11 protein-coding genes and 2 pseudogenes are annotated in these 11,496 nt (G+C 69.3%); 6 read left to right on the forward strand and 7 right to left on the reverse strand.

The window, feature by feature from the left end; all coding sequences use genetic code 11:
• Positions 1–340 (forward strand): annotated as a pseudogene (locus ON27_RS23890) (EstA family serine hydrolase); the annotation flags it as partial.
• A 29-nt stretch (positions 341–369) separates the two neighbouring features.
• On the forward strand, positions 370–813 hold the full coding sequence (locus ON27_RS23895) for a DoxX family protein (RefSeq protein WP_043732133.1): 444 nt from the start codon (positions 370–372) through the stop codon (positions 811–813).
• A gap of 358 nt (positions 814–1,171) precedes the next feature.
• On the opposite strand, the pseudogene ON27_RS44880 reads toward ON27_RS23895, so the two are convergent.
• Positions 1,172–1,329 (reverse strand): annotated as a pseudogene (locus ON27_RS44880) (cytochrome P450); the annotation flags it as partial.
• Positions 1,330–1,352: 23 nt separating this feature from the next.
• On the opposite strand from ON27_RS44880, the gene ON27_RS43080 reads away from it, so the two are divergent.
• Positions 1,353–1,502, forward strand: a complete 150-nt coding sequence (locus ON27_RS43080; RefSeq protein ID WP_157227298.1) for a hypothetical protein — start codon at positions 1,353–1,355, stop codon at positions 1,500–1,502.
• 11 nt (positions 1,503–1,513) lie between these two features.
• On the opposite strand, the gene ON27_RS23900 is transcribed toward ON27_RS43080, so the two are convergent.
• Complete coding sequence (locus tag ON27_RS23900) at positions 1,514–1,939, reverse strand: hypothetical protein (RefSeq protein ID WP_043732147.1); 426 nt, start codon at positions 1,937–1,939, stop codon at positions 1,514–1,516.
• 78 nt (positions 1,940–2,017) lie between these two features.
• Positions 2,018–4,606 (reverse strand): DNA helicase PcrA, encoded by a 2,589-nt coding sequence (pcrA, locus tag ON27_RS23905; protein WP_043732136.1) that lies wholly within the window; start codon positions 4,604–4,606, stop codon positions 2,018–2,020.
• Positions 4,607–4,991: 385 nt separating this feature from the next.
• Here pcrA and ON27_RS23910 point away from each other — a divergent pair, with 385 nt between their 5' ends.
• Positions 4,992–5,285 carry a chorismate mutase gene (locus ON27_RS23910; RefSeq protein ID WP_062977356.1) on the forward strand — a complete coding sequence of 98 codons (294 nt, stop codon included), beginning with the start codon at positions 4,992–4,994 and terminating at the stop codon, positions 5,283–5,285.
• 127 nt (positions 5,286–5,412) lie between these two features.
• On the opposite strand, the gene ON27_RS23915 is transcribed toward ON27_RS23910, so the two are convergent.
• The gene (locus ON27_RS23915; protein ID WP_043732139.1) at positions 5,413–6,870 is read right to left on the reverse strand and encodes an NAD-dependent succinate-semialdehyde dehydrogenase; all 1,458 of its coding nucleotides are present in this window, start codon (positions 6,868–6,870) and stop codon (positions 5,413–5,415) included.
• A 216-nt stretch (positions 6,871–7,086) separates the two neighbouring features.
• On the opposite strand from ON27_RS23915, the gene pgi reads away from it, so the two are divergent.
• Positions 7,087–8,724, forward strand: coding sequence for a glucose-6-phosphate isomerase (gene pgi / locus ON27_RS23920; protein ID WP_043732141.1), 1,638 nt, complete (start codon positions 7,087–7,089; stop codon positions 8,722–8,724).
• Positions 8,725–8,738: 14 nt separating this feature from the next.
• Here pgi and ON27_RS23925 read toward each other — a convergent pair whose 3' ends face one another.
• Positions 8,739–9,287 (reverse strand): potassium channel family protein, encoded by a 549-nt coding sequence (locus ON27_RS23925; protein ID WP_051046942.1) that lies wholly within the window; start codon positions 9,285–9,287, stop codon positions 8,739–8,741.
• 170 nt (positions 9,288–9,457) lie between these two features.
• Between ON27_RS23925 and ON27_RS23930 the strand changes: the two genes are divergently transcribed.
• Positions 9,458–9,862, forward strand: a complete 405-nt coding sequence (locus ON27_RS23930) for a hypothetical protein (RefSeq protein ID WP_051046943.1) — start codon at positions 9,458–9,460, stop codon at positions 9,860–9,862.
• Positions 9,863–10,020: 158 nt separating this feature from the next.
• On the opposite strand, the gene ON27_RS23935 is transcribed toward ON27_RS23930, so the two are convergent.
• Positions 10,021–10,704, reverse strand: coding sequence for a nucleoside/nucleotide kinase family protein (locus ON27_RS23935; RefSeq protein ID WP_245560078.1), 684 nt, complete (start codon positions 10,702–10,704; stop codon positions 10,021–10,023).
• Positions 10,705–10,967: 263 nt separating this feature from the next.
• On the reverse strand, positions 10,968–11,496 hold a 529-nt coding region (locus tag ON27_RS23940), incomplete at its 5' end, for an acyl-CoA dehydrogenase family protein (protein WP_043732145.1).

Below are 11,496 nucleotides of genomic sequence, written 5' to 3' on the forward strand. Positions count from 1 at the left end.
CACCACCGGCATCGACGGCCGGGATCCGCTGCTTTCACTGGAAACCATCGCCACCATCTCCGCCGTCCACTCCAGCGGCCCCGACCTGGTGCGGGGCGACCGCGCCCCCTACACGCCGGGGTTCGAAGCCAAGAGCCTGCTGTACCCGTTTCTCGGCGCGCACGCCTTCGGGCATGCAGGCTCCGCGGGCTCCGACGGGTTCGCCGACCCGCACAGCGGTCTGGCCTACGGCTACACCCGCCGCCGCGCCGCCTTCGCGTTCAACGCGCCCGAGAACGCACAGCTCGCCGCCGTGGTGCACCGCGCCGCGATCGCCACCGATTCCCCGGCCGCCGCCTGACCCATCTATGCACACAGGAGCAACACGTCATGTCCACTCGCACCACCTCACTGATCCGTTCCCGCGGCGTGCAACTCGCGCGCTGGGTTCCAGTAGTCGCCGTACTGGCCGAAACCGCGGTCGGCGCCTATTGGGATCTCGCCCGGATCTCGTATGTCCGCGACTCCTTCGACCATCTCGGTTACCCCATGTACTTCGCCACCATCCTCGGCGTCGCCAAAACCGCCGCACTCGCCGCGATTCTCACGCCCGGCCACCCCCGCACCAAGGAATGGGCCTACGCCGGACTGGTCTTCGTCTACGGCGGCGCCGCCACATCACATATGGCCGTCGGCGACGGCCCCGACAAATGGGCCATGCCCCTGTTCTTCACCGCCGCCACCTTCGCCACCCGCGCCTGGCTGCCCCTAGGCGGCTCCACCACCGCCCTGCGCGCACTCGGTGGCTCCCACCGCCGACCCGACTATGCCTGACCCACAGCGACCCGAGATCCACCACGAGAGGGAAACCGCAACGATGAACGCCAATACTTCCACCTAGCAGCGCAGCAGTTCCCGTCTGCCCAACCCCAGCAGCTCGTCCTGCCCTCGGTGAGGTCGGCGCGGCACTGTTCAAGGCCACTGGCAATAGAGTTTCACCGGATAACACCAGTTCCTGCGAGGCTCGACCCAAGGGCGGCGCAGACCGCGCTCGGGTCGGCCCCGTTGCGGTGCCGGGCCTCCTTGCCCGCCTCGACTCCCTGCGGTTCCAACAGCTGGTCACCACTGCACGAGTCCGGCCGAATTGTCCGAGGCAGGAATCCCGGATCACACGGCCGCAAGCAACTGACGATCAATTCCGCACGTGGGCGGGCACATTGGTCCAGCCCGCGACGCTGGTTTGCGCCGCTCTGCGCAGGCCCGCGCGATCCGGCCTTCCAGCCGTGCCAAGGCAGCGCCGAGACAACTGTGGATGCCGTAGCCGAAGCCGAGGTTGCGGCCGGAGTGCGGTCGGTCGCGGGCTCATCGCGCCCATGGTCGAGCGCGACGACGCGGAGATCGTCGCGGCCGTGATCGTGCGGCTGGCGGTGGCGCACTACCTCGCAGGCGACGACAAGGCGACTTTTCTCGCACAGCTACGACACGCGGCGGGGATCCAGATGGGCGACCGGCCGGACCGGTGAGACCACCGAGCCTACGGCGTGGCCGCGATCGCGAGACCGAGCAGCGCGACGACCTTGGCGACCTCCAGGCCGATGTACCAGTAGTGCGCGTGCGAGCGCGGTAGCTCCTCGCCCGCCAGCACGCGATCCGCGCGACGGGACAGCGGCGGGCGCACCGCGAGGATCTGAACGGCCAGCAGCGCCACGGCCGCGCCCAGCCACAGCCACGTCGCCGTGCCCACCGCCACGATCAGTGCGGCGAGCACCAGCAACACCGCGAGCACGGCCTCGGCGGTGTTCAACGCCCGAAACACCAGACGGCCGATACCGAGACCCAGCCGCAGGGTCACTCCAGGCGCGCGGAACTTCAGCGGCGCTTCCAGGAACGAGATGGCCAGCACCATGCCGAGCCACAGCATGGGCAGAAACCACAGGATGTGCTGCGCGACCGTGTCCATGTCGCGGACCTTACCGGCGAACCGCCACCGCACGGCAGGGTCGAAAGCCCTCCCGCGCGGAGCGACCGCCGCGCGGGCTCAGAGCTTGACCAACGTGCGGCTGTACTGCGGGATCAACCGGATCTTGCCCGCGGTGCCGAAGTCGATGGTCACCGTGGCCAATGGGCCGAAGCCCTCGGCCGCGATCACCCGGCCGAGGCCGTACTTGTCGTCGCTGACCCGATCGCCCACGGCGAGCACCAAGTTGGTGTTGTTGCGGGTGGCTCCGCCGGGAGCGGGCCTGCGCGGCCCACGATCGCGCAAGCCGGGGCGCTGCTGCTGCGACCACCCGTCGCCGCGCGTCCAGTCACGCTCCAAGCCGTCGTCATCCCCGCCGCGCCGCCGGATACCCCTGGTCCCGGGCGATCCGGCAGGCTCGAGCCGTCGCCAGTCGATGAGGTGACCGGGAATCTCTTGCAGGAATCGTGATTCCGGGTTCGACACCGGTTGCCCCCACCCGGATCGCACCACCGCCCGCGTCAGGTACAGCCGCTGCCGGGCCCGGGTGATGCCGACATAGGCGAGGCGGCGTTCCTCGGCCAGTTCGGTCGGATCGCCGAGCGCTCGCATGTGCGGGAACTGCCCGTCCTCCCAACCGGTGACGAACACCACCGGGAACTCCAGCCCCTTGGCGGTGTGCAGCGTCATCATCGTGACCACGCCGGAGCCCTCATCCGGGATCTGGTCGGTGTCGGCCACCAGCGAGACCCGCTCCAGGAACGCGGCGAGCGAACCGGGATCGGGCTCGCCTTCGCCGACCTCGGGCAGCAATCCCTCCTGCCGGGCCGCCTCCGCGTTGTTGTGCGCCTCGGAGCTGAACTCCCGTGCGACGCTGACCAATTCGTTGAGGTTGTCCAGCCGAGCGCCGTCCTGCGGGTCGTCGGACGCCTCCAGTTCGGCGCGATAACCGGTGCGCTCGAGCACCGCTTCGACCACGTTGCCCACATCGGGAAAGTCGGATTCCGCGCGTTCGCCCGCGGCCCGGACCTCGTCGAGCAGGTCGAGGAAACCGGCGATGGCGCGCTGCGAGCGCGTATTCAGCAGCGCCACCTTGCCTTCGGCGGCGTCGCGCAGCGCGGCGGCGAAACCGATCCCGCGCTGTTCGGCATGAACCGCCACGCAGGCTTCGGCGCGGTCGCCGATGCCGCGCCGCGGCGTGTTCAGGATGCGGCGCATGCTCACCGCGTCCTCCGGGTTCTCCAGCACCCGCAGGTAGGCGACGATGTCGCGCACCTCTTTGCGCTCGTAGAAGCGGACGCCGCCGACCACCTTGTAGGGCAGGCCCATCCGGATGAAGATCTCTTCCAGGGCGCGGGAGTTGTTGTTGGTGCGGTAGAACACCGCGACATCGCCGTAGTTGGCCTCGCCTTGGTCGACCAGCCGGTCGATCTCGCGCGCCACGAACGACGCCTCGTCGTGCTCGTTGTCGGCGACGTAGCCGGTGATCAGGTCGCCCTCGCCGGAATCGGTCCACAGCTTCTTCTCGCGCCGGTTCTCGTTGCGCGAGATCACCGCGTTGGCGGCGGAGAGGATGTGCTGGGTGGAGCGATAGTTCTGCTCCAGCAGAATGGTTTCGGCGTCGGGGAAGTCGCGCTCGAACTCCTCGATATTGCGGATCGTCGCGCCGCGGAAGGCGTAGATGGACTGGTCGGCGTCGCCCACCACGCACAGTTCGCTCGGCGGGACCCGATCCTCGGCCGTCTCGTCCACGTGGTGGCCCACCAGCTCACGGACCAGGACGTACTGCGCGTGGTTGGTGTCCTGGTACTCGTCCACCAGTACGTGCCGGAACCGGCGGCGGTAATACTCGGCGACCTGCGGGTGGTTCTGCAAAAGGGCCACGGTCTCGCCGATCAGGTCGTCGAAGTCCAGTGCGTTCGCCGAGCGCAGCCTGCGCTGGTATTCCGTGTAGACCCGGGCCACCAGGCCGGGCAGCTCGGTGTCGTCCGATTCCGCGTCGGCGGTGGCCCTGGCCGGATCGATGAGTTCGTTCTTCAGATTCGAGATAGCGGTGGCCAGCAGGCGCGCCGAGTACTTCTTCGGGTCTATGTCGAGATCGCGGCCGATCATGGTGAGCAGGCGCCGCGAATCGTCCGCGTCGTAGATGGAGAAGTTCGAGTTCAGGCCGGGCAGCAGCGCCGCCTGGGTGCGCAGAATGCGGACGCAACTGGAGTGGAACGTCGACACCCACATGTTGTTCGCACGCGGCCCGACCAGTCCCGTCACCCGCTCCCGCATCTCCGCGGCGGCCTTGTTGGTGAACGTGATGGCCAGCACCTGGCCCGGCGTGACGCCGCGGGCGGCCAGCAGATAGGCGATGCGGCGGGTGAGCACGGCCGTCTTGCCCGAGCCCGCACCCGCCACAATGAGCAGCGGGGATCCGGTGTGCACGACCGCCGCCCGCTGCTGCGGGTTCAGGCCCTCGAGCAGGCGGTCGGCCTCCTCGGCGCGCCGCTGTTCGCGCTCGACGCGCTGCCGCTCGCGTTCGGCGTCCGTCGGCGGCGCCTCGGGCAGGACGGCGGGCCGCGACCCCTCCGCCGCGTCACCGCCGGGGAACCGCGGTTTCGATGTCGGGTCCGGGTGCGCGATCCGACCGGCCTGCGTCTGGGGAGCCACCGTGATGTCCATCGTCCATCCACGCTACCGGCGGCCACCGACAGAGATGAAGCCCCGGGGGACATCGGTATCGGTTCGGCGCCGGATGACTGAACGGCGCGTGAACTCCCGCTGGTGGGAAGCCCGGACGAAACGACCTGCGACTCTCCCGCGATTCCCAAACGTATCCGTTTTGCATACCCCCCAGCCCGTGGCACACTGGCGACATGCTCAGCGCTTCCGCAAGACATCCGATTCGGCTGCCGGCCGGACACCGGGATCGCGGAGCCTGTACCTGAGCACACCTTTCTGGGGGGACAATGCAAGGCCCCACCAGGTCTGTTTCACGGTGAAAGAACTGATCGGTAACGAGCCTCGGGCACGCGCCGATCGATGTTCTGACACGAGGAGATGAATGATGAGCACCCCTGCCACGACGACCGGGTCCGAATCCGCGTTGCCGCAGACCGAGGCCGAGATCGACAAGCTCCGCAAGGAGATCGATCGACTCGACGCCGAGATCCTGGCCGCGATCAAGCGGCGGACGGAAATTTCCCGGATCATCGGCCGGACGCGCATGGCGTCGGGCGGGCCGCGCCTGGTGCACAGTCGCGAGATGAAGGTGCTGGAGCGGTTCAGCGAGCTGGGCCAGGAAGGCCACACCCTCGCCATGCTGCTGCTTCGCCTCGGCCGCGGTCGCCTCGGCCACTGACCTGACCAACGCGCGGCGCGCTCGCTGAACCGCCGCTTCCACCAGGCCGCCCCGGGTGTCACCCCCCCGGGGCGGTCGTTTCATGTCCGCGGCCGGGCGCGGCGAGCGCTTCGCGCCCTGGCCGCGCTCAGGTGAGGGCGATGTACTTGGTGGACAGGTACTCCTCGATCCCCTCGATCCCGCCCTCCCGGCCGAAACCGGACTGTTTGACGCCGCCGAAGGGGGCCGCGGGATCGGAGATGACGCCGCGGTTCACGCCCACCATGCCGGATTCCAGGCCCTCGGCGATCCGCAGGGCGCGATCGAGGTCGCGAGTGTAGACGTAGCTGACCAAGCCGAATTCGGTGTCGTTGGCGGCGGCGAGTCCCTCCTCCTCGGTCCGGAAGCCCACGATCGGCGCGACCGGGCCGAAAACCTCCTCGCGCAGAATCCTGGCTTGCGGCGGGACGTCGCGCAGCACGGTCGCCGGGTAGAACCAGCCCGGGCCGTCGGGCGCCTTGCCGCCGATCAGCACCCGCGCGCCGGCCGCGACGGCGTCGTCCACCAGCTCGCTCACCGTGCGCAGCTGCTCCTCGTTGATCAGCGGGCCCAGCGTCGTGTCCGGGTCGGCTCCCGGTCCGAGCCGGACGCTGCTCTCCATCGCCTCCACCAGCTTGGCGGAGAACTCCTCGAGCACGCTCTCGTGCACGTGGAAGCGGTTTGCGGCGGTGCACGCCTCGCCGCCGTTGCGCAGTTTCGCCAGCATCGCGCCCTGTACGGCGGCATCCACGTCGGCGTCGTCGAACACCACGAACGGCGCGTTCCCGCCGAGTTCCATCGAGGTGCGCAGCAGCTGGTTCGCGGATTTCTCCACCAGTTTCCTGCCCACCTCGGTGGAGCCGGTGAAGGTGAGCTTGCGCAGCCGAGGATCGTCGAGCAGCGGCTGGGTGACCGCGCCGGAGCGGCTGGAGGTGAGCACCGACAGCACGCCGTCGGGCAAGCCCGCCGCGCTGCACAGCTGCGCCAGCGCGAGCATGGTCAGCGGCGTCGCCGAGGCGGGCTTGACGATCATCGTGCAGCCCGCGGCCAGCGCGGGGCCGATCTTGCGCGTGCCCATGGCGAGCGGGAAGTTCCAGGGCGTGATCGCCAGGCAGGGACCGACCGGTTGCTTGTGCACCATGATCCGGCCGGTACCGGACGGCGCGTGCAGGTAGCGCCCGTGCACCCGGGCGGCCTCCTCGCTGAACCAGCGGAAGAACTCCGCGCCGTAACGCACCTCGTTGCGGCTCTCCGGCAGCGCCTTGCCCATCTCCAGGGTCATCAGCAAGGCGAACTCCTCCGCGCGGGCGGTGATCCGCTCGAAGACCGCGCGCAGGATCTCGCCCCGCTCGCGGGCGGGCGTGGCCGCCCATTCGTCCTGTGCCGCGACGGCCGCGTCGAGCGCGCGCACCGCGTCCTGCGGGGTGGCGTCCGCGACGTGCGTCAGGACCTCCCCGGTCGCCGGGTTGTAGACCGGGAAGGTCCCTGCGCCGGTGGCGTCGACGGGCCGCCCGGCGATCCACAACTGCTTCGGTACGGATTCGAGAAGTTCACGTTCGGAGCCCATGCCGCCAGACTATGCCTCCCGGCGAGGGCTGATCCCGGAACTCCGGTCCCGATCCGATCGTGCGCGGGGCACGCGTCGTACCGGCGGCTGTGCCCGCGACCACGGCAAGTCCGCTGCGGCACAGCGGATTCTTCCCGTGCCGGCGGCACCGGCGGACCCGACGCTCCGCGCACGCACCCGTGCGCGCGGCCGTGCCTGCTTGTACCCTCGGCGAACGTGAGCAGCGACATCACCGCGACGGCGGCATGGCGGAAACTGCACGATCATCACGGCACCGTCGCCGACCGACACCTCAGGGAGTTCTTCGCGGACGATCCGGCGCGCGGCCGCGAGCTGACCGTCCAGGCGGCGGATCTGCACATCGACTACAGCAAGCACCGCGTCAACCGGGAAACCCTACATCTGCTGGCGGAATTGGCCCGCGAAGCGGGTGTGCCCGAGCGACGGGACGCGATGTACCGGGGCGAGCACATCAACACCTCCGAGAACCGCGCGGTCGGCCACATCGCGCTGCGGCTGCCCGAGGGCGAGACGATGGTCATCGACGGCGTCGACGCGGGCGCCGAGGTGCACGAGGTACTGCGCCGGATGGGCGAGTTCACCGACGCGCTGCGCTCCGGCGCGTGGCGCGGGGCGACCGGCGAGCGCATCACGACCGTGGTCAACATCGGCATCGGCGGGTCCGACCTCGGCCCGGTCATGGTGCACCAGGCGCTGCGGCACTACGAGGACGCCGGGATCGGCGCCCGTTTCGTCTCGAATGTCGATCCCGCCGACCTGGTCGCGAAGCTGGACGGGCTCGATCCGGCCACCACGCTGTTCATCGTGGCCTCGAAGACCTTCTCCACCTTGGAGACGCTCACCAACGCGACCGCGGCCCGGCGCTGGCTGGTCGGCGCGCTCGGCGAGCAGGCCGTGGCGAAGCACTTCGTCGCGGTGTCCACCAATGCCGAACGGGTGGCGCGGTTCGGCATCGACACCGAGAACATGTTCGGATTCTGGGATTGGGTCGGCGGCCGGTACTCGGTGGCCTCCGCGATCGGCCTGTCGGTGATGGCGACCATCGGCAAGGAGCGCTTCGCCGAGTTCCTGGCCGGTATGCACGCGATGGACCGGCATTTCGCCGAGGCGCCGCTGGAGGCGAACGCCCCGGCGCTGCTCGGCCTGCTCGGCGTCTGGTACTCCAATTTCTTCGGCGCCCAAGCCCACGCGGTGCTGCCGTATTCGAACGATCTGGCGCGCTTCCCGGCCTATTTGCAGCAGTTGACCATGGAGTCCAACGGAAAATCGGTGCGCGCCGACGGCACCCCGGTCACCACCTCCACCGGCGAGATCTTCTGGGGGGAGCCGGGCACCAACGGCCAGCACGCCTTCTACCAGTTGCTGCACCAGGGCACCCGGCTCGTCCCGGCGGACTTCATCGGATTCGCGCAACCCACCGACGATCTGGCGACCAGCGACGGCACCGGCAGCATGCACGACATCCTGATGAGCAACCTGTTCGCGCAGACCAAGGTGCTCGCGTTCGGCAAGACCGCCGAGGAGATCGCCGCCGAGGGCGCCGATCCCGCGGTGGTGCCGCACAAGGTGATGCCGGGCAACCGCCCCTCCACCACCATCCTCGCGCCGCGGCTCACCCCGTCGGTCGTCGGTCAGCTCATCGCGCTCTACGAGCACCAGGTCTTCGTGGAGGGCGTCATCTGGGGCATCGACAGCTTCGACCAGTGGGGTGTCGAACTCGGCAAGCAGCAGGCGCTCGCCTTGGCCCCGCTGCTCACCGCGGCGGAAGAACCCGAACCCCAGGACGATTCTTCCACCGACTCGCTCATCCGCTGGTACCGCGCGCACCGCTGATCTCGCCCGCGACGCTAGGCGACCCCGCCGGGCGGGTGTTTCCGCTGCGCCTCGTCGAGTCGCCGGACGATATGCGAGGTGCCTATCGCGATCAAGGTGCCGATGACGCCCAGGTCGAAGACGATCTGGACCATGGTGGCCACTCTCGCCGCGGCCCCGACGGGGTGCACGTCGCCGTAGCCGACGGTTCCGAGGGTGACGATCGTGTAGTAGAGCGCGTCGGTGCGCGTGTGCAGGCCGTCGAACTGGCCGGGGGCATGCTGCTCGAGTATGTAGTAGTACAGGGCGAAGAACGTCACCACGACGCAGACCACGAGCAACACGTCGTTGACCCGCCCGGCGGTCGCCCGCGGATCGAGGAAGTAGCGGCGGATGCGCCAGCGGGCCAGCCAGATCAGGCCCGCGACGCCGACGACGAAGGCGACGAGCCCGGCCACCCCCGCGGGGTGGCCGAGTGGCTCGATCTCCAGCGGCAGGAAGTAATAGAACAGCAGAGCGCACACCACGGCCGACACATTGTGCAGAACGCGCGATGACCTGCCGACTGCGCGATGCTCCGTCATTCCCCCATCATCTGCCCGGATCATGCCGCAGGAAGGCCAGCGCGCCGTCCGGAACGCCGGCAAAGTGGTCGCCGCGGGCGTGACCGATCGCCGTCGAGTCGCGCGGACGATACCCACCGCCGCCACGCACCGACCGAGACGCGACCCGTATCCGCCGTATCCTGCTCGGGGTGACCGGAGACCAGACCACATCGCCGCGCGTCGTGGCGACAGATTCCTACCGGACTATCGACAATCCCTCCGAGACGCAGTTGCACGACATTCTCGCGGACATGAACCTGAGTGTGCCGTTCGTGATCGTCGACCGGCTCGACGGCCCGGAACCCGGGGATTACTACATCCAGGTTCACCTCGATGACCAGGTCGATCCGGACCGGGGTCGCGGCTACCTCGTCGAATTTCGCGACGGCGGACCGGACGCGCATTTCCATGCCGCCATCCGCGACGACGCTCCGTGGGGCAGCGTCTTCTCCCCCGCATTCGACACCGTGGTGAAGACCGTTCAGGATTGGGCATTTCAGCGCGAGGGCTGGCGCACAGCACTGGCGTGGGAACGGCTGGAGTTCCGATCCTGACGAAACGATCGATGTAATGGCATCGAGCGTGTGGGCTGCTCGATCGGCGAGATAGCGCAGCATCACCACGTTGCCGAAGTGCCTCGTCTCGGCCAATCGGCGCGGGAATCGGGGGTGTGCAGCGCCCCTGCGTCGACCCCGTGCGGCGCGTCGCGTCCTCAGCGCTCGCGCACCGCGTAGCCGTCCGCCTGCCTGCGCAGCACGAGGTCGGCGCGCTCCCTGGTGGTCGCGACGAGATCCGCGTTGCGTAAGTCGCTGTCGCGTACCTTGTCGCGCGCCGCCGCGGGTGTGCGACCACCACGAATATGCCTTTCCAGCAGACGATGCTCGATCACGTCACGCGCCGCGTCCAGGTACCAGCATTCGTCGAGCAATGCGCGGACCGCCGACCACCGCCGCCCCGCGAAGTCGTCGAGCAGCAGGTAGTTGCCCTCGGTCAGGACGACGGGCTGCTGATCGAGCACCACGCCGCCGGGCACCGGCGCATCGATGGACCGGTCGAACGTGGGCCACGGCACCGGCTCGCCCACCGGCGTGTCGCGCAGGCGCCGCAATCCCGCGACGTAGCCGTCGACGTCGAAGGTGTCCGGTTCACCCTTGCGCGCCAGGCTTCCCGTCGCCCGCAGGACGTCGTTGTCCAGGTGATATCCGTCCATCGGTGCGATCTCGGCGACCATGCCGCCCGCCTCGGCGTTGATAGCGTCACGCAACTCGACCGACAACGAGGACTTGCCCGCCCCCGGCGGCCCCGCGATACCGAGCACATATCGCCGCTGCGCTGCCCGCTCGAGCACCCGCCGGACCAACCAGCTCACCGGTCGCCGCACGAACTCCGCTGCCACCGCCGCAACACTACCGGCGCCGACCGTTTCCGCACCGCCGCTCGCACACCGCGACACGGTGCTGGTCGAGCGGGTTTCGAACCGTCGTCCAGGATTCCGGCACAACCTGCGCCGGGATGCGCGAGCGGCAGAGACTCGCGCCGCTATCGCCCGTCCCGCAACCGATGCCGGACGGCGGCCCGCGCAACGGCGCTCGAGCCGCGACACGACGCCCACGGGGACCGGGGTCGAACGAACCGGCCGCCGTGAACTGGACAAGCGGCTCAGACGAAGGCGCGCTCGATGATCGCGCCGGTGTCCACTCCCGTCGGCAGCGTGCCGAACGCGATGCCCCAGTCGTCGCCGAGCCGGGTGGCGCAGAACGCGTCGGCGACGGCGGGGTGCCCGTGGCGCACCAGTTGCGCGCCTTGGAGCACGAGCGCCATCAGTTCCACGACCCGCCGGGCGCGGTACTCGATGTCGTCGAGGTCCGACAGCTCCTTGCCGACCCGGGCGATCGCGTCGTCCAGTCGCGGGTTCTCGCCCTTGGCCCGCGACACCTCGTTGAAGTACGCCTCGACCGTCTCCGGCTGACGTCCCATGGCGCGCAACGCGTCCAGTGCCGCGACGTTGCCCGAGCCCTCCCAGATCGACATCAGCGGCGCCTCCCGGTACAGCCGCGGCATGCCGGATTCCTCGGCGTATCCGTTCCCGCCCAGGCATTCCAGCGCCTCGGCCGCGTGCGCGGGGGCCCGTTTGCACACCCAGTACTTGGTGACGGCCAGCGCGATGCGCCGCAGCGCCGCCTCGGCC

Source organism: Nocardia asiatica NBRC 100129 (genome assembly GCF_000308415.1).
Lineage (GTDB): Bacteria > Actinomycetota > Actinomycetes > Mycobacteriales > Mycobacteriaceae > Nocardia > Nocardia asiatica.

What these genes read in the sequence shown, in the direction of transcription:
- ON27_RS23915 (WP_043732139.1), bottom strand. Translation starts at nt 6,870, where the DNA reads ATGGGCTCCGAACGTGAACTTCTCGAATCCGTACCGAAGCAGTTGTGG.
- ON27_RS23900 (WP_043732147.1), bottom strand. Translation starts at nt 1,939, where the DNA reads ATGGACACGGTCGCGCAGCACATCCTGTGGTTTCTGCCCATGCTGTGG.
- pcrA (WP_043732136.1), bottom strand. Translation starts at nt 4,606, where the DNA reads ATGGACATCACGGTGGCTCCCCAGACGCAGGCCGGTCGGATCGCGCAC.
- ON27_RS23895 (WP_043732133.1), top strand. Translation starts at nt 370, where the DNA reads ATGTCCACTCGCACCACCTCACTGATCCGTTCCCGCGGCGTGCAACTC.
- ON27_RS43080 (WP_157227298.1), top strand. Translation starts at nt 1,353, where the DNA reads ATGGTCGAGCGCGACGACGCGGAGATCGTCGCGGCCGTGATCGTGCGG.
- ON27_RS23925 (WP_051046942.1), bottom strand. Translation starts at nt 9,287, where the DNA reads ATGACGGAGCATCGCGCAGTCGGCAGGTCATCGCGCGTTCTGCACAAT.
- ON27_RS23910 (WP_062977356.1), top strand. Translation starts at nt 4,992, where the DNA reads ATGAGCACCCCTGCCACGACGACCGGGTCCGAATCCGCGTTGCCGCAG.